The sequence below is a fragment of the Daejeonella sp. genome, assembly GCF_017495225.1.
In the GTDB taxonomy this organism is placed as follows: Bacteria; Bacteroidota; Bacteroidia; order Sphingobacteriales; family Sphingobacteriaceae; genus Daejeonella.
The window spans coordinates 112,565-137,571 of record NZ_JAFEIG010000020.1 but is presented as its reverse complement, the minus strand read 5'-3'; the positions used below and the strand labels follow the sequence as shown (position 1 = coordinate 137,571).

General features: G+C 33.3%; 21 protein-coding genes. 7 read left to right on the top strand and 14 right to left on the bottom strand.

From position 1 onward, the window contains the following. Window positions 1–25: 25 nt before the first annotated feature. Window positions 26–1,273 carry a competence/damage-inducible protein A gene (locus QZ136_RS07910; protein WP_291402189.1) on the bottom strand — a complete coding sequence of 416 codons (1,248 nt, stop codon included), beginning with the start codon at window positions 1,271–1,273 and terminating at the stop codon, window positions 26–28. 1 nt (window position 1,274) lies between these two features. Beyond that, the gene (locus QZ136_RS07905) at window positions 1,275–3,893 is read right to left on the bottom strand and encodes a putative LPS assembly protein LptD (RefSeq protein ID WP_291402185.1); all 2,619 of its coding nucleotides are present in this window, start codon (window positions 3,891–3,893) and stop codon (window positions 1,275–1,277) included. Between the two features lie 56 nt (window positions 3,894–3,949). Here QZ136_RS07905 and QZ136_RS07900 point away from each other — a divergent pair, with 56 nt between their 5' ends. Beyond that, window positions 3,950–4,816, top strand: a complete 867-nt coding sequence (locus tag QZ136_RS07900) for an N-acetylmuramoyl-L-alanine amidase (RefSeq protein ID WP_291402183.1) — start codon at window positions 3,950–3,952, stop codon at window positions 4,814–4,816. Between the two features lie 74 nt (window positions 4,817–4,890). Continuing rightward, window positions 4,891–5,835, top strand: coding sequence for an MlaD family protein (locus QZ136_RS07895; protein ID WP_291402180.1), 945 nt, complete (start codon window positions 4,891–4,893; stop codon window positions 5,833–5,835). 12 nt (window positions 5,836–5,847) lie between these two features. On the opposite strand, the gene QZ136_RS07890 is transcribed toward QZ136_RS07895, so the two are convergent. From QZ136_RS07890 to QZ136_RS07875, 4 genes are all read right to left on the bottom strand, one after another. Continuing rightward, window positions 5,848–6,759: a ribonuclease Z gene (locus QZ136_RS07890; RefSeq protein ID WP_291402178.1), complete on the bottom strand. Its 912-nt coding sequence runs from the start codon at window positions 6,757–6,759 to the stop codon at window positions 5,848–5,850. Window positions 6,760–6,779: 20 nt separating this feature from the next. Further along, complete coding sequence (locus QZ136_RS07885) at window positions 6,780–7,157, bottom strand: STAS domain-containing protein (RefSeq protein WP_291402176.1); 378 nt, start codon at window positions 7,155–7,157, stop codon at window positions 6,780–6,782. A gap of 43 nt (window positions 7,158–7,200) precedes the next feature. Further along, entirely contained in the window at window positions 7,201–8,148 is a 948-nt protein-coding gene (locus QZ136_RS07880) for a phosphoribosylaminoimidazolesuccinocarboxamide synthase (RefSeq protein ID WP_291402174.1), read from the bottom strand. Window positions 8,149–8,209: 61 nt separating this feature from the next. Beyond that, window positions 8,210–9,166, bottom strand: a complete 957-nt coding sequence (locus QZ136_RS07875; protein WP_291402173.1) for a PhoH family protein — start codon at window positions 9,164–9,166, stop codon at window positions 8,210–8,212. Between the two features lie 102 nt (window positions 9,167–9,268). Here QZ136_RS07875 and QZ136_RS07870 point away from each other — a divergent pair, with 102 nt between their 5' ends. From QZ136_RS07870 to QZ136_RS07855, 4 genes are all read left to right on the top strand, one after another. Beyond that, window positions 9,269–10,048 carry an SAM-dependent chlorinase/fluorinase gene (locus QZ136_RS07870; RefSeq protein ID WP_291402172.1) on the top strand — a complete coding sequence of 260 codons (780 nt, stop codon included), beginning with the start codon at window positions 9,269–9,271 and terminating at the stop codon, window positions 10,046–10,048. Then, window positions 10,045–10,332, top strand: coding sequence for an antibiotic biosynthesis monooxygenase family protein (locus QZ136_RS07865; protein WP_291402170.1), 288 nt, complete (start codon window positions 10,045–10,047; stop codon window positions 10,330–10,332). The genes QZ136_RS07870 and QZ136_RS07865 overlap by 4 nt, the downstream gene beginning before the upstream one ends. Window positions 10,333–10,548: 216 nt before the next feature. Continuing rightward, on the top strand, window positions 10,549–12,417 hold the full coding sequence (locus QZ136_RS07860) for an ABC transporter transmembrane domain-containing protein (protein ID WP_291402168.1): 1,869 nt from the start codon (window positions 10,549–10,551) through the stop codon (window positions 12,415–12,417). 47 nt (window positions 12,418–12,464) lie between these two features. Then, window positions 12,465–13,856, top strand: coding sequence for an MBL fold metallo-hydrolase (locus QZ136_RS07855; protein WP_291402166.1), 1,392 nt, complete (start codon window positions 12,465–12,467; stop codon window positions 13,854–13,856). A 1-nt stretch (window position 13,857) separates the two neighbouring features. On the opposite strand, the gene QZ136_RS07850 is transcribed toward QZ136_RS07855, so the two are convergent. The 7 genes from QZ136_RS07850 to rpsO form a co-directional block, all read right to left on the bottom strand. Further along, window positions 13,858–15,093: a DUF1015 family protein gene (locus QZ136_RS07850; RefSeq protein WP_291402165.1), complete on the bottom strand. Its 1,236-nt coding sequence runs from the start codon at window positions 15,091–15,093 to the stop codon at window positions 13,858–13,860. 52 nt (window positions 15,094–15,145) lie between these two features. Next, the gene (locus tag QZ136_RS07845) at window positions 15,146–16,096 is read right to left on the bottom strand and encodes a D-2-hydroxyacid dehydrogenase (RefSeq protein WP_291402163.1); all 951 of its coding nucleotides are present in this window, start codon (window positions 16,094–16,096) and stop codon (window positions 15,146–15,148) included. A gap of 90 nt (window positions 16,097–16,186) precedes the next feature. Further along, window positions 16,187–17,254 carry a 3-phosphoserine/phosphohydroxythreonine transaminase gene (serC, locus tag QZ136_RS07840; RefSeq protein ID WP_291402161.1) on the bottom strand — a complete coding sequence of 356 codons (1,068 nt, stop codon included), beginning with the start codon at window positions 17,252–17,254 and terminating at the stop codon, window positions 16,187–16,189. A gap of 85 nt (window positions 17,255–17,339) precedes the next feature. Beyond that, window positions 17,340–19,838 carry a carboxypeptidase-like regulatory domain-containing protein gene (locus QZ136_RS07835; protein ID WP_291402159.1) on the bottom strand — a complete coding sequence of 833 codons (2,499 nt, stop codon included), beginning with the start codon at window positions 19,836–19,838 and terminating at the stop codon, window positions 17,340–17,342. A 6-nt stretch (window positions 19,839–19,844) separates the two neighbouring features. Then, window positions 19,845–20,498 carry a ribulose-phosphate 3-epimerase gene (gene rpe, locus QZ136_RS07830; protein ID WP_291402157.1) on the bottom strand — a complete coding sequence of 218 codons (654 nt, stop codon included), beginning with the start codon at window positions 20,496–20,498 and terminating at the stop codon, window positions 19,845–19,847. Window positions 20,499–20,633: 135 nt separating this feature from the next. Then, on the bottom strand, window positions 20,634–22,781 hold the full coding sequence (gene pnp / locus QZ136_RS07825; protein WP_291402155.1) for a polyribonucleotide nucleotidyltransferase: 2,148 nt from the start codon (window positions 22,779–22,781) through the stop codon (window positions 20,634–20,636). A 122-nt stretch (window positions 22,782–22,903) separates the two neighbouring features. Then, the gene (gene rpsO / locus QZ136_RS07820; RefSeq protein ID WP_291402153.1) at window positions 22,904–23,182 is read right to left on the bottom strand and encodes a 30S ribosomal protein S15; all 279 of its coding nucleotides are present in this window, start codon (window positions 23,180–23,182) and stop codon (window positions 22,904–22,906) included. Window positions 23,183–23,451: 269 nt separating this feature from the next. Here rpsO and QZ136_RS07815 point away from each other — a divergent pair, with 269 nt between their 5' ends. Continuing rightward, window positions 23,452–23,874 carry an acyl-CoA thioesterase gene (locus tag QZ136_RS07815; protein ID WP_291402151.1) on the top strand — a complete coding sequence of 141 codons (423 nt, stop codon included), beginning with the start codon at window positions 23,452–23,454 and terminating at the stop codon, window positions 23,872–23,874. 4 nt (window positions 23,875–23,878) lie between these two features. Here QZ136_RS07815 and QZ136_RS07810 read toward each other — a convergent pair whose 3' ends face one another. Further along, entirely contained in the window at window positions 23,879–24,874 is a 996-nt protein-coding gene (locus tag QZ136_RS07810; protein ID WP_291402149.1) for a D-alanine--D-alanine ligase, read from the bottom strand. Window positions 24,875–25,007: the final 133 nt, after the last annotated feature.

Genomic DNA, 25,007 nt, shown 5'->3' with positions numbered 1-25,007 from the left:
TCTTTTGCAAAATTAGAAATTTTAATTAAGCCTGCTCCTCTTTCAGTAATTTAAAAAGCAAAGTTAAAGCACTTATTGATGCTCTTTCAATATTTTGTGCTCTTTTATTACCAAAAGTGAATTTTTTACACAGAATTTTATTTTTTCCTGCTACGGCAATCCAAACTGTTCCGACTGGCTTTTCAATACTTCCACCATCGGGACCGGCAATTCCGCTTACCGAGATAGAATAATCAGAACGATAATTATTTTTGGCCCCTTGAGCCATTTCTCTGACTGTTTCTTCACTTACAGCACCAAAATTAGTGATGGTTTGATTAGAAACGCCAAGCATGCTGACTTTAAGATTATTTGAATAAGATACAGCTCCACCTAAAAACACTTTACTACTTCCTGCATGTTGTGTAATTAAATGAGAGATATAACCTCCCGTGCAACTTTCGGCAGTTGATAAAGTCAATTGCTTTAATTCCATAAAATCAAGAATTGCCTTTTCAAGGGCAATGTCTCTCTCTATAATCACATATTCGCTAATTTGTTTAACTATTTGATTAGAAAAAGAGCTTAGCTCATTAATTAAAGCAATGGCATCTGTTCCACTACCACTCAATCTTAATCTAACCAGGCCTAATTTAGGCAAATAAGCTAGTTTTATATGTTCAGGAAGTGAATCTTCAATATGAGCAATTTTTTCTGCCAAAATAGATTCGCCAATACCTGCTGTTAAAATTGTATGATGATAAATATTGGGGAGTTTAAAAGTTTCTTTGATTTTAGGAATTACCAAATCTTCCATCATATACATCATTTCAAATGGAACACCTGGCATAGAAACAAAAATTTTGCCATTTTCCTCTACCCACATTCCAGGAGCGGTACCATTTTTATTTAGAAGAATAGTGCAATTTTCGAGTACTTCAGCTTGTTTTTTATTTATTTCAGAAACTTCGACTTTGTATCTGGCAAAAATTTGCTTCACATTTTCAAGGGCATCTTGATCAGTTCTTAGGCCTGTTTGAAAATATTCGGCAAGTGTTTTTTTGGTAATATCATCTTTTGTGGGACCTAAGCCACCAGTTATTAAAATGATATCAGCTCTTAGTGAAGCTTGTTTTAAAGTATCTAAAATATGTTGTCGATCATCAGAGACGGAAGTAATTTGTTTAACCTTTATACCTGCTAGATTTAGTTTTTGAGCCATCCAAGCTGAGTTGGTATCTACAATTTGTCCGATTAAAATTTCGTCACCAATAGTTATAATTTCAGCAATCATATTAAAAATTATTGTAGGCATCGCGACGTTTGCTTAGTTTAAGATCCTGCAAAATAGAAGCTTTAACTCTTAAATCGACACTGTAAAATTTGTAAGTCCCAATTGGCGACCATCTAAAGGATAAATCCCAGCAATGAAGGTCACGGTAGATTGAAAATTGCGTTAAACTAAGTTTATTAGCTTGAAAATCATATCCTGAAGTATATTGCACTTTCCATTTCGGAGTAACATTAAAATCACCAAACACGTTTAATGTATTTGAAACACTCGACTGAAGTCCGCTTTTTGAATAATTAAAACTATAAGCGGCACTTACATTCCAAGGAATATTAAAGTCGACAAAGGCATTTGGATCGCGGCTAATGGCATTTAATTCATCCTGCTGAGATTTCGAGAGATTTTGTTTGCCTTTATCGAGCTCATCTAGGTTTTCACCTCTTTTTTTGGCAGCTTTTGAATTTAGACTAAAATCAGTAGATAGCCCGAAATTTGTTAGTCGAGCAAGCTTACCCGACTCGATGGTATATTTATCTATTCGATTTCCAAGATCATCTAATTTATAGGGGTCTAGTGTCCCATAGAAGTTTATTCCTATTTTTTCCTTGAAAAATGAAGTTCTTCCCGAAAACCCAATGGTAGAAAGTTTGAAGTTTTCAGCTGCAAAATTATAACTTCCCGAAAATGTAAGACTTTGAAGAATTGGAATATTGATTGAATTTTTAGTTGAATCGGCATCAGAGCGAACTTTAGCCTCCACATTATTATCTACGCTAAAGCCAATTCCGGCAACCCTTCCTGAAGATGGTGATCCGAAAACAGCATTTTCATAAATGGAATAACGGGTAACATTTTTAGAGGTATCACCTTGTAAATTTTGAAAATATCCAAAACGACTAGAGCCAAAATCTGGCCTATAGTTAAAGTTAACTGATGGCGTCATGATATGCCTCAAAGCCATTAGATTTCCTTTTTTGAAATTGAATTTACCATAAACTTTAGTAGATAAACCAGTATTTACGCTATAATCATACACTCTACTAAAACCTTGTATAGTATCAGTAACTTGCTTAAAACCAGACGCTACAGGATCTAATCGTTTACGAATAGTTTGTAAATACCACTTTTCACTGTATTGCATTCCCGTGTTAAACTGAAAATACTTCAGAATATTTAAAGATAGATTGATAGGAATATCATGCTGAATTCCATTTCTAAAATCTTTTAAAGACTCCTTCTTAAATAATTTATATTCTTTAGTATTAATTGAGTTACTACCCTGCATGCTGTATCCGAAGCTTAGTCGCTGATACCATTTTTGCTCTCCTGCCCTATCTTTTGTATCAAAAGGGTTTATAGTTGTCATGTTTAAACTAAATCTTGGGAGATCTAAAAAAACTGTTTGTTGTTCAATATCCTGACTATGGGAAATGCTTGAAGAAAAGTTGAAAAGACCATTTGCGAATACCTTTCCATAACTAATACTTGAAGAAAGCGTGTTTCTGGCAATTTCAGTGGGGTTATATGTTCCAGCTGCACCCGTATTAGAAAAGTAAGATCCCGTACCAGCATTCACTGAAGCACTAAATGTTGTTCCTGGATTAGCTAAAGGGCTTTGAGAATGACTCCAAGTAAGGTTAAAATCTTTATTTGGTCTTTTAAAAGACTCAGTCCCCTCGACCCCATTTTTTGTTGAGGCAAAACGGAAATTTAGACTTCCGTCATATTTATAGTTTTTACGATATCGAGCAGCTGTACCTAATTCATATGAACCTTTTGAATAGAGAGTACCTCTAGTTGAAAGATCCCAATAATCATTTAAGCCTAGGTAATAACCTAAATCACGCATAAAAAAACCTCTTGTATCTTCTCCGAATGTTGGAAAAAGCAATCCGCCAGAACGTCGATTTGGTTTTGGGAAAAAGCCAAAAGGCACTCCTAGTGGTAAAGGAATATCTTCAATTACAAGGAATGCTGGTCCGGTAATAATTTGTTTATCTGTTGCAATACCTCTAGTAATATGAATTCCAAAGTGAGGATGAGGTAAATTACAGGTACTATAAATCCCTCTTTTAAAGAATCCCTCATCGTATTGATTTTTTTTAAATTGTGCAGCTTGAAGATAGCCACCTTCAACATCGGTAAAAATGCCAAATGATTTACCTTTTTTTGTTTTATAATTAAAAAATAAGGAATCGGTTGTTAATGGTGGCTCAGCGCCTTGAGTTAAAAGAGGTTTACCTGAATAAACTTTGGTTTTAGGATTAATTAAACCCTTGGCAAATATGGTATTATTTTTTTGGTCAAGTTTGATATAATCAGCTTCCAATTCAAAGTCTTCATATTTTACTTTAGCCTTTCCATACAAAAAGACTATATTGTTATTAATATCTGCTTTTATTGAATCTTCGGCTGAGTATGATACCTTTGAGGTAAAAGCTCCGCCCTGATTTGATTTTTTTGGTATGGTATCAAGTTTTATGGTATCGGTAGACAATCTTGCTGCCTTTACTTCGTTATCGCTTGGTGATGCCGTTTTTTGAGCATAAGCGTTTGTATCTTTGCCTAATACAAAAAATGCAGTGAAAGAAAATAATATAAAAATGAGCCTAATAAATTTCAATTTCGATGATGAATACTATTTTTGCAATAATTGATAATAATATGCCCCCAAAATTAATGAAAAATATACCATTGATCAGATACAAATACGTAATTGTAGTATTCTTGTTTTTAACCACTCAAATTTCTTATGGAAAAAATATAGATCCTAGCCCGTATAAAATAAAAACTATTGTAGTTGATGCTGGCCATGGTGGCACTGACGGGGCCACCAGAGGTGTTTTTTCAAAAGAAAAAGATATTGCTTTGCAAATCGCTTTACGTTTAGGGAAAGCAATTGAAGAAAATTTAAAAGATGTAAAAGTTGTTTATACAAGAACTACAGATGTTTTTATTCCACTTTATGAACGAATTGGGATTGCAAATCGCGTAAAAGCAGATATTTTCATTTCAATACATTGTAATTCTATGCCAATTAAAAGAGTTATTAGTGGTTATAAGAAAGATAGCAGAGGGCGTAAAGTACCAATTTATAAAACTGTTCAAAGTACCTCCACAAAAGGAACTGAGACTTTTGTTTCAGGTTTCGGCAGATTGGATGAGCAAGATGTGGTGATGCGTGAGAACGAGTCAATACTTTTAGAAAAAGATTATAAAGATAATTATGAGGGCTATGATCCGAAAGATCCGGAGAGTATTATTCTTTTATCTTTAATGAAGAACGCTTTTAGAGAGCAAAGTATAAAGTTAGCATCGTTTATTCAAGATGAGTACAGCCAAAGTGGACGTATTGATCGTGGAGTAAAAGAACAAAGTTTAGCTGTGTTGGCAAAAGCTGGAATGCCAGCTGTTTTAACTGAAATTGGATTTGTGTCTAATCCTGAAGAGGAAGAATACATGAATTCTGATCTCGGACAGAATGAGATTGTTACGAATTTATTAAAAGCTATTCAAACGTATAAAAAACAAGCCGAATTCGAATAAACTGGTTAAATTTGCACGATTATTGCTTATTAGCAAACATTAATCAGATTTATATTACGAATAAGAAGATATTGATGAAAATTTCAAATGAAACAAAAGTTGGTGCTTTAACTTCCATAGCTATAGCTACCCTTATTTTAGGTTATAGTTTTTTAAAAGGAAATGACGTTTTTTCAAATGAGAATGAATTTTATGCTCAGTATGACCGTGTTGATGGTTTAGCGGCATCAAAGCCTGTTTTAATTAATGGATATCAAATTGGCAGGGTTTCTAATTTAACATTATTACCCTCCGGTAAAATATTAGTTCAGTTTAAAATTGACTCTGAATATTCAATTCCTAAAAACACTATTGCCCGAATAGAGAGTACTGATTTACTTGGTGGTAAGGCTGTTGTTTTTGAGTTAGGAGACAGCAATAATTTCGCAATTGATGGCGATACATTAAATTCACATGTGCAAACAGATCTTATGGATCAAGTAGAACCTGTTCAGAAAAAGGCAGAGCAAATCATCGCCAGAATGGATTCTGTTCTAACATCTGTTAATAATACCTTGAATCCTGAATTTCAGAAAAATTTCGATCGGAGTTTCGCAAGTATTGCTAGAACACTAGAAACGCTTGAAAAAACTACAAAAACAGTTGACGGACTTGTAAATGATCAAAGTTCAAAAATATCGGGAATCATGTCCAATTTTGAGTCGATAACCGCAAATTTTAAGAATAATAATGCAAAGATTAACAATATCATGAATAACTTAGATAAGGTTAGTGATGATGTTGCAAAGGCTAATTTTACTCAAACAATTGCTGAAGCAAATAAAGCGATTGTTGAACTTCAAACTGTATTAAATAAGGTAAATTCTGGAAATGGTACATTAAGTCAATTGATAAATGACGAGAAAATGTACAATAATTTGAATAATGCTGCTGAAAATTTGGATAAACTAATGATTGATTTAAAGGCTAATCCAAAACGATATGTTTCCTTTTCGGTTTTTGGAGGAAAGAAAAATTAAATTTAGACTAGTCTAAATTTCGAATGTTTTTCCTTCAATAGCTAATTCAGTATTACTGAAAACGCTTTTAGCCTCTATTAAAAGTGGATCTAAATCGCGATATCGAGCTGAAAAGTGACCAATCAGTAACTTTTTAGCATTTGATTTTGTTGCAACTTCTGCAGCTTGTAGGGTAGTTGAATGAAAAGTTTCTTCAGCTCTCGCAAGCATATCATTCATAAATGTAGCTTCATGATACAATAAATCTACATCTTTAATATAATTTAAGTATTTCCAACTACAAATAGTATCAGAGCAATATGCAAATGATTTTGGGATATCAGGCTCAGTAGTTAAATCTTCAGCAGAATGTATGATACCCTTTTTATCTGTAAAACTATGCCCTTTCTTAATTAGGGGTATCATATCAATCGGAATTGAAAGTTCCTCAATTTTAGATTTTATTATCTTTCTTAAGCGTTGTTTTTCTGTAAACTTAAAACCTGTACAAGGGATTCGATGATCAAGAGGAAATGATTCTACTCTTACATCCCAATTCTCGAATAATAATTCGGGAGCTAATGGGTTTGTTGCTGTGAAATTTATGGGAAATTTAAGGATTGTTTGAGAAAGCTTGAATTGAAGATCAATAATTTCAAATAAATCTGCCGGACCGTAAATGTCCATAGCTTTCGTTCTTCCATTTAAATGCAAAGAAGAAAGTAGACCAACAAGACCAAGGTAATGATCACCATGCAGGTGGCTGATAAAAATTTGATCAATCCTATTTGCTTTTAAGCCGAAATGCAATAATTGATTTTGAGTTGCCTCACCACAATCAATTAATATAAACTTCTCATTAACATTTAGAAGCTGAGCAGATGGATTTCTATTAAATATGGGGGTTGAAGAACTGCTACCTAAAATAGTGAGTTCAAATTTCATTTATATTGATTTGAATTAAATTATTTCATTTCTCTTTTTAATTCCTTTTCAATCTCTTCCATAAAGATTAAATCAATTGCTTCATCTACGCTACCTACAATTGTAAGAATATTGTCCAATTGAGATATAGTAATCAATCTCGCAATATTTTCATTAATTTTTGTCAGAATAAAAGAACCTTCTGCATTTTTACACAAACGATGACCAACCAATAAACTACTTAAACCAGACGAATCTGAATACTTAACGTTGGAAAGATCAAGGATAATATTTCTTTGACCTTCAGAATTACAAAGTATAAGCTCTGACTTCAACTTTGGTGAAATTAAGCTATTAAGCTTATTTTCATTTAGTTTAATCAAAACATATTTTTCGTGCTTGTCTACAGTAAATTTCATGATTTTTAAAGATAATTAAACAATTCTTAATTAAACAAATTAATTAAGAAAGTCTGTTCAAAGCCTCAATTATATTATTTTCAACCCTTTTTAGAGTATCTGAATGATCATTTTTTATAAAATCATCCCCTGTAATGTGCTCATATAATTCAATATAGCGTTCTGAAATTGAATAAACAAATTCTGGAGTCATTTCAGGAATTAATTGATCTTCTTTACCTTGAAAACCATTGTCTATTAACCATTTACGTACAAATTCTTTAGAAAGCTGTCTTTGAGGTTCATTTTTTGCTTGACGATCTTCATAGCCTTCTTTATAAAAATATCGTGATGAGTCTGGAGTATGGATTTCATCAATTAAATGAATTTTACCATCTGCTTTTCCAAATTCATATTTTGTATCCACAAGAATTAAACCTAGGTCGGCAACCATTTCTGTACCCCTTTGATATAAAGCTCTTGTATATTTTTCAAGCAGAATATAATCTTGCTCATCTACAATTTTTCTATTAATAATTTCTTCTCTAGAGATATCTTCATCATGCCCAACAGAAGCTTTTGTAGTTGGAGTAATGATAGGCTCTGGTAATTTGTCATTTTCCTTCAATCCATCAGGCAATTCTACCCCACAAACACTTCGCTTACCGCTTTGATACTCTCGCCAAGCATGGCCAGCTAGGTAACCTCTAATAACCATTTCCACCTTAAAGGGTTCACAAATTTTCCCGATTGTAACATTAGGATCAGGAACATCAATTACCCAATTTGGGACTATATCTAGCGTGGACTGTAAAAATTTAGCAGCAATTTGATTCAATACCTGTCCTTTAAAAGGAATGGGTTCAGGTAAAACTACATCGAATGCAGAAATTCTGTCGGTAACCACCATAACAAGGAATTTATCTCCAATGGTGTAAACATCGCGGACTTTCCCTTTGTAGAATTGTGTTTGTCCCGGTAAATTGAAATGTGTTTCTTTAATCGCGCTCATTTAAATATCCTATTGAATTTAACTGTAAAAATCTGAAAAATTATATTAAGCCCGAAATTAATTATTGTATATCTCCATAAGCTTTGAGAATATTCTTAACTAATTTGTGTCGAACAACATCATCACCCGTTAAATAAATAATATCAATGCCTTTAATTTCACCTAAGATTCGTAGTGCTGTATTTAAACCTGATTGTTGTTTTCTTGGCAAATCTATTTGAGTTACATCTCCTGTTACTATAAATTTTGCTGTTGGGCCCATTCTTGTTAAAAACATTTTGAGCTGAAGATCAGTTGCATTTTGTGCTTCATCTAGAATTACGAAACAATTATCGAGAGTTCTACCACGCATGAAAGCTAGTGGAGCAATTTCAATTGTCCTGTTTTCTAAGAAAATTTTAAGTTTTTCAGCAGGAATCATATCATCTAAGGCATCATATAAAGGACGTAGATATGGATCAATCTTTTCTTTTAGATCACCTGGTAAAAAACCAAGATTCTCACCTGCCTCTACCGCTGGCCGAGTTAAGATAATACGTTTAATTTCCTTGTTTTTTAATGCTCTTACGGCCAATGCGACTGCTGTATAGGTTTTTCCGGTGCCCGCTGGACCGATAGCAAAAATGATATCATTTTTACTAATGCTATCCACCATTTTCCGCTGATTTGCGGTTCTTGCTTTGATTACTAAGCCATTGGGACCAAAAACAATAGGTTCGCCCCCACCCTTCGATGCCGATGTTTCGGTCTCTGAACTTATTGAAATATTCATTCCCAGAATTTTCTCAAGATCATTTGTATTTAGAGATTGAAACTGATCGATATGTTTTAAAATTTCATCAAATTTTAACTTAAAAATATTGATTTCGATTTCATCACCTAAGACCTTTACATCATTTCCTCGAGCAACAATTTTAATCTTCGGGAAACTCTTTTTAATAATCTCAAAATACTCATTGTTAGACCCCCAAATAATGACTGGGTTCACATTTTCGACAGTTATAATAAGTTCGTTCAAGTTTTGCTTATTTTTATTTGAGAGGTATTTAATTAGAATTAATTTGAATATTTTTACAAATCTTATCTAAAGCAAGAATAACAATAAATATTCACATTTTAAATGGCAATAATTACTTTAACGACCGATCTCGGACATAAAGATTTTTATCAAGCTGCACTCAAAGGAAGTATCTTGAGTCAACTTGCTACAGCCAACATTGTGGATATTAGTCACGAGGTATCTGCTTTTAATATCCCACAAGCTGCTTTTATCTTAAAAAATGCATTTTATTATTTCCCTAAAGGGACTGTTCACTTAATTGGAATTGATTCTGTTTTTAATGAAAATACTCGTTATTTGGCAATAAAATACCGTGATCATTATTTTGTTGGGTCAGATAATGGCATATTTTCTCTTCTTTTTGAAGAAGATCCAAGCGAAATTGTGGAATTAAATATTATGCAAGATTTAAAGTATCTACATTTTCCATTATCAGATATTTTCCCAAAAGCTGTTAGTCATCTCGCAAAAGGTGGTAAACTTTCTGAAATTGGTATTACAGTTTCTGGGATAGAAGAAAAAATGACTATCCAACCTGTAATTGAGCCTGATATTATTCGTGGAAGCGTAATTTATATAGATTCTTTTCAAAATATAATTACTAATATCACTAAGGAACTATTCACGAGTGTGCAACAAAATCGTGATTTTACCTTGTATTTTAAGCGTAATGAATCTATTTCCCAATTAAGCTGGCATTATAATGAAGTGCCTGAAGGTGAAAAACTTTGCTTATTTGGCATTAGTAACCACTTGGAAATTGCTATTAATAAAGGTAATGCTAGTGGGCTTCTGGGACTTCAGTTAGGAGATATTGTAAGAATTGAATTCAAATCATGATTACTAGAATTGTGAAAATGACATTTAAGCCGGAGGATTTAGAAGAATTCAAGAAGAAATTTTATGAATCTCAAAACTTAATAAAAGCTTTTGATGGTTGTGTGCATTTAGAACTCTTGAATGACCTTCAAGATGAATATACATTTTTCACAATTAGTCATTGGAATAGTGAAGAGGATTTAGAACTGTATAGAAATTCTTATCTCTTTAAAAACATTTGGTCTAAAGTAAAACCACTTTTTGCAAAAAAGGCTGAGGCTTGGAGTTTAACTTCCAAAAAATAACTATTTAATAATATAATCTACAATTAATCAGATAGTTAAATATCAAAATGGTCAAATATTTAACAAAAAGTCCTATTACCAAAATTTTCATAAAACAAGCTTTTACATTTATAAAGTAAAAAAATATCAAAAGCTCTTATCAAAAGGGCAAAGAATATCTAAATATAGCTATTTTTGGCTAGCCAAATTTGGCATTAAAAATCCTTTAAAATAAACATGGCACGTGCTCGATTAAATAGTGGTAACGCTCAAGCGGAAGAACTTCCTAAGGCAAAAATTAATAAGGAAAGTTTAAAGCAAGTAATGCGGTTACTTCTCTATTTAAAACCTTATAGAACAAAGTTTTTTTTGGGACTTGCTTGTCTAATACTGTCGAGTGCTAGTTCCTTTTTATTCCCATTATTGATGGGACGATTAATAGGTTCGGGTGCTCAGGCAGCTCAAGGTGGTAAAATGGTACCCAACGAGATTCTTGACATTTTCCCTACTGAAATAAATACAGTAGCATTAACATTACTTGGAGTCCTATTTATTCAGGCAATTTTCTCATTTTATCGCATAAATTGGTTTGTTGAAGTAGCTGAAAAAGGACTTGCAGATATTAGAAGAGACACCTATCATAAATTGATAACCTTACCAATGAATTTTTTCTCACAAAGAAGAGTTGGTGAACTAAATAGTAGGCTATCGGCCGATTTATCACAAATTCAAGATGCCATAACAACAACTTTGGCTGAAATGATTAGGCAGGTAATCATTTTTACAGGTGGAATTATTTTTCTTGTTTTAGTATCGGGCAAACTAACATTGATGCTTCTTGCTGTTTTACCAATATTGGTAGCCGTAGCTGTGATTTTCGGCCGTTTTATCCGAAAAATTAGCCGACAAGCACAAGATAAATTGGCAGAATCAAATACAATTGTTGAAGAAACTCTGCAGGGGATTTCGAATGTAAAAGCCTTCGTAAATGAGGCATTTGAGGTAGGAAGATACAATAAAAGTATTCGAGAGGTAGTTAAAATTGCCATGCGTGGAGCAAAATTTAGGGGTGTATTTGCTTCATTTATAGTGTTTTGTTTATTTGGAACAATAGTTTCTGTTGTTTGGTACGGCTCTCATCTTGTTCAAATTGGAGAAATTAGTATAGCTAGCATGTTTACCTTCATTTTGCTATCTACCTTTGTGGGAGCAGCAATGGGAAGTTTTCCTGAACTCTATGCAACCATGCAAAAGGCTTTTGGAGCTAGTGAAAGGGTTTTAGAGATTCTGGAAGAAGAGAATGAACCTATTTCAATGAGTGATAAAAATAATGTTGTAATTAATAAAATAACAGGAAATTTAGAGTTTAACAATGTTGTATTCGCTTATCCTTCTAGGAAAGAAATTACTGTTTTAAATGGTGTTTCTTTTCAAGCTAAAATGGGTGAAAAAGTCGCAATTATTGGCCCTAGTGGTGCTGGAAAATCAACAATTGCCGGACTTATACTTCGCTTTTATGAAACCCAAAGTGGACAATTATTATTCGACGGAAAGCCATCAACAGATTTTTCACTAACAGACATCAGGAATCAAGTAGCAATTGTCCCACAAGATGTTTTATTATTTGGTGGCACCATTCGTGAAAATATTGCTTATGGAAGACTGAATGCAAGTGAAGAAGATATTTTAATTGCTGCCCAAAGAGCAAATGCGCATGAATTTATTGAAGGCTTTCCTCAAGGATATGATACTTTAGTTGGAGAAAGAGGTGTTAAGCTATCTGGAGGTCAAAGACAAAGAATTGCAATTGCTAGAGCTCTTTTAAAAGATCCAGCATTGTTAATTCTTGATGAGGCAACATCTTCATTAGACTCAGAATCAGAACGTTTAGTTCAAGAAGCACTTGAAGAATTAATGAAGAATAGAACTTCCATCATTATCGCCCATAGATTATCTACTATTCGTGAAGCAGATAAAATTATTGTTCTTGAAAAAGGAAAAGTTGTTGAAAGTGGAAATCATTCAGAATTAATGAAAAATGAAACTGGATTGTATCGCTATTTGTCTGAGCTACAATTAGATAATCAGGACAATAAAACTGAGTAATACCTAAATTAACTCTGTTTTATATCTAAACACAAAAATAAATATCTATGAATTTAAGCATTTGGGGTGCTGCTAGGCAAGTTACAGGTAGTATGCATCTATTAGAGACAGATGGCTATAAAATCCTGATTGATTGTGGTTTAGATTACGAAAAAGATACTTGGATTGAAGAAAATGAACAATTTCCATTTCAGCCTACTGAAATAAATTTAGTAGTATTAACTCATGCACATATTGATCATTCCGGCAATTTACCTACTCTAGTCCGCTTTGGTTTTGAGGGTCAAATATTATGCACCTCTCCTACAGCAGATTTAACTGAATTACTTCTATTAGACTCCGTCAATATTTTTCTTAATAAACAACGTAAAACTCGTAAGGGAAAAAGAGGATTTACAGCTGGCCCTAAGCCACTATATCTACAAAAACACGTGATGGAAACGGTTGATCGTTTTGTAACGATTGCTTTTAATAAACCGTTTCGTATCAACGGTCAAATAAGTCTTACATTCATTCCTGTGGGACATTTATTGGGTGCCGCAGCTGCTGTTTTTACTATTGAAGAACATGGTATTAAGAAAACAATTGCTTTTAGTGGTGACCTCGGAAGAAAAAATTACCCTGTTTTAAGGGATCCTGAAACATTACCTGAAGTTGATTACCTTGTTTGTGAATCTACTTATGGAGGTAGAATGCATAAAGCCACTCAAAGTGTTGATGAATTATTAACTGAAACTATTCTTGAAACTTGTGTTAAGTCACCCGGCCGACTCATCATACCTGCATTTAGTGTAGGAAGAACTCAAGCTTTGGTATATTCATTGAATAAAATCTTCAAAAAAGGACTTTTACCTAAAATTAAAGTGTTTGTTGATAGTCCCATGGCTACCTACGCCACTGATATTTTTAGAAAACACCATCATTTAGTAAGTGAAGAAGCACAAGAATTTTATAAAAGCTCAGGTGATGAATTTGAGTTTGATAATCTCGAGTACTTACAGGATATGAATGCTAGTAAGGCCATATCTAATTATTATGAACCATGTATAATTATTTCATCGGCGGGAATGCTTGAAGGAGGTCGAATTCAAGATCATTTATATTATAACATCTCCAATTATTATTGCACGATATTATTTATTGGATATTGTTCAAAGGGCACATTAGGGCATCGATTACTTCGCGGAGACCCAATTATCAATTTAAGGCATAGAGAATTATCAGTTTTTGCCACCATAAAACAAACAGACCTTTTTAGTGGTCATGGTGATCATAATGATTTGGTAAACTTTGTAAAGCAACAAGATCCTCAAAAGCTAAAAAAAGTCTTTTTAGTCCATGGAGAAATGAGTTCATTAGAAAGTTTAAGTCAGGCGTTAAACAACGAGCACTACCAAGTAGAAATAGCACAAAGAGGTTTAAAATATCAGCTAGATTAAATCAATTAATTTGATGTATTAACAGACCAACATCGAATTTAGGCTCAAACCAAGTAGATTTAGGTGGCATAACCTCCCCTGCATCAGCTACTTCCATAAGTTGCTGAATACCTGTGGGATATAAAGTAAATGCGATAGCATATTCACCACTATCTACAAGAGTAATTAAATCATTAATAGGTAATAATCCTCCCTTATAGTTTATTCTTGGATCTGTCCTAGGGTTTTTTACCTGGAAAATGGGAGATAAAATATAATCTTGTAGTATGGATACATCTAACTTTGACAGAGGATTACTGCTATTTGTAATTTCATCTTTAGCACTTAATTGGTACCAATTTCCAGCTAAATACATACCAAATACATGATTATTGGTTGGTTGAACCACATTTAATGATTGAGTTATATCAAAATGTTGAGAAATTAAACTAATTACTTCATCTTCTGATAATCCATTAAGATCCTTCAATAATCTATTGAAGCCATAAACCTTTAATTGATCTGTACTCATATAAATTGAGGTAAAGAAATTATATTCTTCATCTCCCTTATGTTTAAGATTTAGTTTTCTTCTTTGAATTCCCAATAAAGAAGTGGCGGCAGCCCTATGGTGACCATCAGCAATATATGTTGAAGATAATTTAGAGAATTCATCAACTAAAATAAACAGGGTTTTCTCATCATCAATTTTCCATAATCGATGTTCTGTACCATCTTTACTAAAACTTATATCGGCCTGATTTTCAGTAACATTACATATAATATTATCAATTAATGATACAGGTTTATAAGTAATTAAAACAGGATTTGCATCAATACCTGTTTGCTGAATATAATCAATTAAAGATTGTTCGCGAGCGGCATTAGTTAATTCATGTTTCTTAACAACATTATTCAGATAATCATCAATTGAGGTAACGGTCCATATTCCAGTTTGGATATTTCCGTCGCGACCTACTTGATAAATATAAATGGAAGGTTTATCATCCTGAATAAAGATGCCTTTATCTAGAAAATCCTCAAAATTCTCATTAATTTTTTTGAATGCAAGCTCATTTTTAGAACCCATCAAGAAAATGTTATCCAATTTAGGAACAAGCATATTCACGTATGAATACGGATTTTCTTGACGGATAATTTTGGCCTCAGAAATACTTAAGTTCTCAAGATTTACTACAACCTTTTCAACGCTTGATTGACTAGGGTGAATTCCTCTAAATGATTTAATTTTAGGCATTATTTGTATTAATATGCTTAATCAAACCATTTAAAGAGGTTTAATTAAGCTTTTATTTTTTAAAAAAATCAATAATTAAATTAGCTAATTCAGTACCAATTCTTTCTTGAGCCTCATTGGTTGAAGCACCAATATGAGGAGTTAAACTAACATTTGGATGTGAAAGTAAATCTTGACGTGGATTAGGCTCATTATCGAAAACATCAAGTCCTGCGAAACCAACTTTCCCAGAATTTAACGCTTCTAATAAAGCATCCTCATCAATTGTACCTCCACGAGAACAATTAACTACCCCTACTCCATCCTTCATCATTGCAAATTCAGATTTCCCTAAAACAGGATTTTCTGCGAATGGAACGTGTAGACTTATAAAATCAGATTCTTTTATTAATTGCTCAATGCTTAGAGCATTTACTGGACAATTTACACGAACATTACCACCTAGTGTTAATTCGAGCTCCTTAGGGATTTCAAATAGATCGTAGGCAAGAACATCCATTCCTAAACCTAGTGCAACCTTGGCTGTTTCACGTCCAATTCGTCCGAAACCAATAATTCCGATTTTCTTACCACGAAGCTCAATACCTTTTGCATAGGCTTTCTTAAGATCATTGAACTTTGAATTACCTTCAACAGGCATTTTACGGTTAGCATCTTGTAAAAAACGAATTCCCGTGAAAAGATGAGCAAATACCAACTCAGCGACAGACAATGAAGATGCTGCAGGAGTATTTACAACCGCAAGGCCCTTTTCTCTAGCATAATCAACATCAATATTATCCATTCCAACACCACCACGGCCTATTAATTTAATATTGGGACAAGCATCAATCAGTTCTTTCCTGACTTTTGTTGCACTACGTACCGTAATGGCATCATAGTTTTTTAAACCTTCTGAAAGTTCAGCTTGTGGAATATGGTTGGTATCGACTTGAAAACCTGCTTTTTCTAATAAATCTTTACCGATTGGATCAATGCCATCATTGGCTAGTATACGAAACATAAATTATTGATTTTTGATGCTATAATTATTAATATTTTAAATTAAACAGAAATGAATTATACTGCCCATCAGCATAAAATCAATCAATTTTTAACGATGCTTTTCAGCAAATTCCTGCATGGCATCAATTAAAGCATGAACACTAGTAATTGGCAATGCATTATACATTGATGCACGGAAGCCACCAACGCTTCTATGACCTTTAATACCGATTATACCACGATCTTCAACAAACTTCAAGAATGGCTTTTCAAGCTCAGAATTCTCCATAACAAAGCAAACATTCATTCTAGAACGATCCTCAATATTACAAGTTCCTTTGAATAGTGGATTTCGATCAATTTCTCTGTAAAGCGCCTCTGCCTTAGCAATATTTTCTTTTTCTATTTCAGCAACGCCACCTTTAGATTTTAACCAACGAAGGTTTAGCATAGCTACGTAAATTGAAAAAACAGGCGGAGTATTATACATTGATCCACCTTCAATCTGAACATTATAATCAAGCATTGAAGGAATTTTACGGTCAATCTTTCCTAAAATCTCATCTTTAACAATGGCAAGAGTTAATCCTGCGGGACCCATATTTTTTTGAGCACCAGCATAAATTAATCCAAATTTAGACACATCAATAACGCGACTAAAAATATCTGAAGACATATCACATACAACGGGAACACTAGTTTCAGGAATAGCCATTAATTCTGTGCCGTAAATGGTATTATTAGAAGTATAATGAAAATATGCTGAATCTTTTGGAATCTCAAAATCCTTTGGAATGAAAGAGAAATTATCGTCCTTCGATGACGCTACAACATTAACATTACCAAAAAGCTTAGCCTCACTTATTGCCTTTGTTGCCCAAACACCTGTATTTAAGTAAGCTGCAGTTTGATCCTCAGCGAGTAAATTCATTGGAACCATAGAAAATTGTAAGCTAGCCCCTCCCTGTAGTAAAACAACAGAATAGCCTTCAGGAACATTCAAAAGCTCTTTTACTAAACGTACCGTCTCATCAACAACCGCTTCAAATTCAGGTGTACGATGAGAAATTTCTAAAATAGATAGACCAGTACCATTAAATTCAAGAACTGCTTGTGAAGCTTGTTTAAAAACCTCCTGAGGTAAAATGCAGGGACCTGCACCAAAGTTATGTGTCATAATGATATATTTATTTACAAAAATAACAGAATTTTTGAAGAGATGTTAGCTTTTTAAGCCTTATTAATATTAGATGACAAATGTTTTATCTGCTTTTAATGATTGCGATTAAACGCAAGTTAAACATCCTAGCACTTAAATAGTTTGGAACGGCATATTGCCTTTCATTTTTATCATTTAACCAAAGATAACTGGTAGTATTCTTAAAATTAAAAAGATTGAATAGTTCAGTGTGAAAACTTAAAGATTGAAAATGTTTTTTAATAAACACTGAACCTCTTTTACTTTCAGGATCTGCAAAATCTTTAGAAAAACCAATATCAACACGTTTATAAGATGGAATTTTGAAACGTTCTGTATGTCGTTGGGCACCTGGCGGACCAATGGGAAGTGAAGATGAGTAGACTATATTTAGATGTACTTTATAGGTCGGGTTTTGAATTAATCGATCTTGAAACATCATTCCAATATTAAATAATTGATCTGTTGGTCGTCTTAAATAACCCGGTTCAATCTTTATATCATTGCCCAATTTATCTTTTGAAAAATAGAAATCATTAAGAATGTTTTCTTCTGTTTTCAAAATGGAAAATCGAAAGGTGGACTCTAAATCTCTAGCAAAATTACCACTTAGACTAAAATCTGCTCCAACTGTATAACCTTTTGCTGTTTGATTCGATAGATATTTAATTTTCAAATCTTCAATCTTGTAAGGCGTTATTTTACTTAAAATTTTACAATATATTTCTGAACTAAACTTTAAACGGGTTCCTAAACCATCAAAATTATAGTCGGCACCAGTAATAAATTGAAGTGATTTTTGTGCTCTAGCATTCAAATTAAGGCTTCCATTATAATTTTTAAGCTCACGATAAAATGGAGCTTGATTATAGGCGCCAAGCGAGAACTTTAATTGTAATTGATCATTTTGTCCGCTTTGGTATTTTAAAGTGAGTCGCGGACTAATCATTTTTTCATTTGAGAAATTATTATAATTAAACCTTACACCTGCTGCAAGCATAAATTTATTACCTAGACTAAGAGTATTTTGAATGAAAGCATTAAATCGATAAATTTTAACATTATTTAGGTCATCTATAACATCAGAGTAAATCCAATTGCCAGCGTTGGGGTAGGAATAAGTACTAGTATCAGTGGCATTAAATTCATCCAGACTATCTTCTATAAGATCAGTTTGAAAACGTGTGCCTATTTCAAGGAATGAATTTTTAATTTGCTTATAAATCTTCAGCTCAGTATTATAATATAAGGATTTTAATTGATTATTGAAAAAAGTATGATTTGAGCCAGCACCTAGTAAACCAGAATTTCTTACTGAATTTAATGAAGAACTACCCCTTTCAATAAAAGAATACCATCCCAAAAGATTAGCATCTTCAATTTCATTAATAGATGCAATCGAGCTGATCCATTTAAAATTTAATGTACTATTAGGATTGTATGAAAAGGTAATTGCACTATTTAAAGCGTCATATTTACTCATTTCTTGGCCAGAATAATTCACCATCAATCTTAAAACATCATCGGAAGTTCCAAATTCAGTAAGCCTTGTTTTGGGATGAATTTGAAATTTTCCTTGATTATACAGAGTAAAAAAAGAGAAATTTAATTTAGAGGTTATGTTATGCTTAAATAAAAATTGATAATCCGAGAAACGAGAAAAATAATCCCCTTCAATATTCTGTCTTTCTAATAAAGTCTGATTATTCTTTATTCTAAACCCTGCCAAAAGAAATCCGTTTTTAAGAGGCCATTTCAGATTTCCTGAATTTAAAAGTAAACCTGCTTGTGCTTCAATTGTTAAGCTATCTGGTTTATTATATTTTACATCTAAAATTGAGGATAGTCTATCACCATATCGTGCTTCAAATCCTCCAGCAGAAAAATATACATTCGAGATGAGATTTGGATTAATAAAACCGAGTCCTTCCTGCTGCCCAGATCTAGTTAGTAAGGGCCTATATATTTCTACATTATTGAGGTAAACTAAATTTTCGTCAAAATTACCACCTCTGACAGAGTATTGTGAACTAAGTTCATTATTTCCAGATACACCAGGTAAATTTTTTATAAAACTTTCAAAACTTCCTGAGGTTTGAGGAATAGCTGAATATTTGGCAAAATTTATACTTTTAAGATCAAAAGAGCTGAATTTTTCAGTGATAAAAACTTCATCAAGAGATTGTATATCAGGACTTAATGTTACATTAAGAACATTATCTTTTGATGGTTCTAATTCTAAATTAATAGTTAGACTTTTATAACCCAGTCTGCTAAAGGTTAATTCAGTTTTTAAAGAAACTCTATTTATTAGGAAAAATCCATCCTTATTCGTCTGACCAATAATTGATTGATTACTTACTTTAATTGTTACAGCACCTAATAATTCGCCCTTTTCAGAATTAACAATACCTTTTACAGTGCCAAAATCTTGAGCTAATAATTTAGTTGGTAAAAATACTAGTGATATAAGTACCAGAAATGAGAATGAAATAAATAAATATCTCCAAACTATATTTTTAGAGAATAGAAATTTAAGAGGATATTGATTTTCATTCTTCAAAATTAATTATCTAATTCCTTTGAGGGATGCAATTTCTAAAACAGGATCTGCAGCAGAAAAAACAGCATTTCCAGCTACAAGAACATCAGCTCCTGCTTCAATTAATTTCAATGCATTTTCATTTGAAACACCACCATCAATTTCAATCAACAAATTTTCATTTCTTCCCGCAGCCATTGCCCTAAGATCCTTAATCTTTTTGTAAGTCCGCTCAATGTATTTTTGACCACCAAATCCGGGATTAACCGACATTAAACAAACAATATCTAAATCTTCAATAACATCCTCTAATTGGCTTACCGAAGTATGCGGATTAACAGCTACCCCTGCCCTACAACCTAAGTCTCTAATTGCACTTAAGGTACGGTGAAGATGCGTACATGCTTCGATGTGTACGGTAATATTTTCGGCTCCTGCCGACTTAAAATCATGTAAATAACGATCCGGATCTACAATCATTAAATGAACATCAAGAGGTTTGGTAGCGTGCTTATGAATTGCTTTAAGTACTGGGAAGCCAAAGGAAATATTAGGTACAAATACCCCATCCATGATGTCGATGTGAAACCAGTCAGCTTCACTACGATTAATCATTTCAATATCTCTCTGTAAATTGGCAAAATCTGCAGATAAAACGGAAGGCGCGATAAGATGTTTCATTTAGTAAAATTACAATTTTGATCGTAAATTGAGTTTATATAAAGTTGATTTTTAATTATTCAGAATAAAATAGGCTAAAAAAGAAAAACCTGTCTGATTTTTCACAGACAGGTTTAGTTATTTAGTGAGAATAAATTATTCTCCAGCAGGTTTACTATCTTCTGGTTTTGGAGGACGCGGGATTAATGCTTTACGAGAAAGCTTTAATTTTCCTTGCTTATCCACTTCTAGAAGTTTAACCTTAACGATATCGCCAACATTAAGAACACCATCCATTGACTCATAGCGTTGCCAATCGATTTCTGAAATATGAAGTAAACCATCTTTTCCTGGCATAATTTCAACAAAAGCACCAAAAGGCATGATTGTTTTCACTTTACCTTCGTACACTTCACCAACTTCCGGTTTAGATGCGATACCTTTAATACGCGCAACAGCTTTATCAATTGCTTCTTTATTATCGGCGAAGATTTGTACAATACCTAAGTTATCTTTTTCTTCGATAGCGATAGTTGCACCAGTCTCACGCTGCATTTCTTGAATAATTTTACCACCTGGGCCTATAACAGCACCGATAAATTCTTTATCAATTTTTAGCGTTACAATTCTTGGAGCATGAGGCTTATAATCTTCACGTGGCTCAGCAATAGTCTTCTTCATTTCATTTAAGATATGAAGACGAGCTTCGTTAGCCTGCTTTAAGGCTGCAGTTAACACTTCCCACTTTAAACCATTGATTTTTAAGTCCATCTGACAAGCAACAATACCTTTTTCAGTACCAGTTACCTTAAAATCCATATCACCTAAGTGATCTTCATCACCTAAAATATCACTTAAAATAGCATATTTTCCAGTTTTTTCATCAGATATTAATCCCATGGCGATACCTGAAACAGGCGCTTTAAGTTTAATACCGGCATCCATTAAGGCAAGAGTACCTGCACAAACAGTAGCCATTGATGAAGAACCATTCGATTCTAAAATATCAGAAACAACACGAATAGTATATGGATTCTCATCTCCTGGCAATACTTTCTTCAATGAACGCATTGCTAAGTTACCATGACCAATTTCACGGCGACCAGTCCCACGGTTAGGACGAGCTTCTCCAGTTGAGAATGGTGGGAAATTATAGTGTAATAAGAATTTTTGGTATCCGTTAAAGAAAGCACCATCAATTAATTGTTCATCAGATTTAGCACCTAGAGTAACAGTAGTTAATGATTGAGTTTCACCACGAGTGAAGATTGCAGATCCGTGAGCGGAAGGTAAGTAGCTAATTTCAGACCAAATAGGACGAACAGTACGAGAATCACGACCATCAAGACGAATTCCTTCATCAAGAATTAAGTTACGGATAGCATCATATTGAACATCATGATAATATTTCTTAGCTAAATAAGTAGTGGTATCATCAACTGATTCACCTAAATCAGCAATAAATTCAGTAACAACCTCAGAAAACTTGGCGCTACGCTCATGCTTTGAAGAATTAGACTTAGCAATAGCATAAACCTTATCATAAGTAGCAGCAAATACCTTTTGCTTTAACTCATCATCATGAATTTCGTGGCTGTAAGTTCTCTTTTCAGTTTTACCAACTAAAACAGCAAGTTCTTTTTGTGCTTGTACCTGGATAGCAATGGCCTTGTGAGCAAATTCAATTGCTTCAACCATATCCTCTTCAGAAACTTCATCACACTCACCTTCCACCATCACGATATCCTTATCAGATCCAGCTACTATTAAATCCATGGTAGCTCTTTCCAAATCACTTAAATAAGGATTGATAACTAGTTTACCATCAATTTTAGCAACACGAACTTCAGAAATTGGTCCGTTGAAAGGAATATCCGAAACAGCTAATGCAGCTGAAGCAGCTAAACCTGCCAAACAATCTGGCATAATATTTTTATCAGCCGAAATTAAAGATATCATTACCTGTACATCAGCATGATAATCTTCTGGGAACATTGGGCGTAAAGCACGATCTACTAAACGTGAAATTAATACCTCATAGTCAGAAAGTCTTGCCTCACGGCGAAGGAAACCACCAGGGATTCTTCCAGTTGCAGCATATTTTTCTTGATAATCAACTGATAATGGTAGAAAATCAGTCCCAGGTTTTGCACCTATACTAGAAACTACAGTAGCTAAAAGCATGGTGTCACCCATTTTTACAACAACTGAACCATCAGCTTGCTTAGCTAATTTACCAGTTTCGATTTCAATCATACGGCCATCGCCTAGATCGAATGTTTTTTTAATTGCGTTATAACTCATTTGTTTTAATTGCGACGTACTTTTCCTCTTTAGAGCACATCTTCTTTTATATTGATTTTATTTTTTTTAAAGTAAAAAGCCATCCCACAAATTGAGGATGGCTTCGCAAAATTTTGCTAAGATTATTTTATAATATCTCTTAACTCTAATGCTTTGATAATGGCACGATACCTATTGATATCTTTTTTGTAAAGATATGCTAATAAGGCACGGCGTTTACCTACAAGTTTCTGAAGAGATAATTGTGTAGAAAAATCCTTCTTGTTTTTTTTCAAATGCCCAGTTAAATGAGCAATTCGAGCGGTAAATAATGCTACTTGTCCTTCTGCAGAACCAGTATCTGTTGCCCCTTTTCCGTGCTTGGCAAAAATATCTGCCTTGTACTCTGTACTTAAATACATTACCTGAATAATATTAAAGCTGTTAATAATTAATTAATTAGGTGCAAAGATAGATGTTTGTTAGGTAATTTCAAAGTGATTAGATATTTTATGTGGGCAAGAGTATATTTTTAAGAAAAGAATAAGAATAAAGGGACAAAGAAAAAAATTAGTGTTAGAAAAAAGTCGAAAGCAATAAAAAAACATCTAACATCTAACGTCTCAAATCTCACATCTCAAATCTCACATTCCATTTCCTAATCCCATTTATTGTTTCGATTTTTACCCCAATGGAAAACGAAATCAAATACAGTCAGTTTACGAGCGAATTTAAGGTTAGACCTGATGATATCGACATGTTTAATCATGTTCATAATAGCACCTATTTTGATTATGTTCTAGCTGCTCGATATGAGCAAATGGAGGAATTTTATAAGATGTCGATGGAAGAATTTCTTAGTCAGGGATTTGGCTGGGTTGTACGTTCTGCCTTCGTAGATTATAAACGACCACTAGGATTAGGCGATCGTTTTTCAGTCCAGACTGGCATTGAAACCATAAACGACAAAGGATGCCGTGTTAAGTTTGAAATAAAAATCCTAAAATCAGGCAAAGTTGCCTGCGATGGTTGGTTTGATTATGTTATGATTGATATCAATACTGGCAGAAGCGTAAAAGTTTCAGAAGAAATGATTCAAAAATATTCGATCTAGACCATTAAACATGATTGTTTAAAGCCATTTCTACCAAATTACCGTAAAATTCACTAATATTTAATCCTGCAGCGCGTACTTGCTGTGGAATAAAACTTTGTGCTGTCTGACCTGGAATGGTATTAATCTCAATAAAATAAAAATTTGAGGTATCTTTCTGTAAGAAATAATCGATTCTGACCATTCCTTTGCAATTCAGTTTAAGGTAAACGTCGGTTACAATTCGCTCCACTCTAGATTTTTCTTCCTCAGTCATTCTGCCTGGCGTAATTTCTTCAGTGGCACCTGGAGTATATTTTGCCTCAAAATCGAAGAAATCGTTCGTAGGAATTACTTCTGTAGCTGGTAAAACTTGAATCCCATTTTCATTTTTATATACTCCAATAGAGAACTCTCTACCCTCTACAAATTCCTCAACTAAAACTTGTTGATCTTCATTAAATGCCTTATTTAATGCATCCTTAAGTTCAGAGTCAGATTTTACTTTACTCATCCCAATGCTACTACCACCATTATTAGGCTTAATAAATAAAGGCAAAACTAAATTGTTTAATACTTGCTTTTCTGAAAGCTCCGAATTTTCAAATAACTGAATTGAACGAGCAATGTTTAGTCCGCTAATACCATCAACAATAGCCTTAGAATAGCCCTTGTTCATTGTTAATGAGGAAGTTAACGCATCACAACTTGTATATGGCAATCCGATTAAATCGAAATAACCTTGAAGCTTACCATCCTCGCCAGGAGAACCGTGCAACATGATAAAAGCGACATCGAAATTTATTTTTTCATTATTAATATGAATAGAAAAATCATTTTTATCGACAGGATGTTGGGATGAACTAGCATCCAAATAATACCAAGAATCTTTTAAAACGACTATCTTAAAGACATCATATTTAGATTTATCTAACTGTGATTCAACAAAATCAGCACTTTTAAATGAAACTACTGACTCGCCGGTAAAACCTCCTGTAACTAATGCAATTTTCCTTTTCATAGGTTCAAATATAAATTTTAAAACAATTCAATAATAAAGCTGACTAATATTTATCTTCGATATTGGTTATTTTGAATTATTTTTGAAAGATAATTGTCTATTGAGGCATAAATTGATTATCATTCATCGTTTT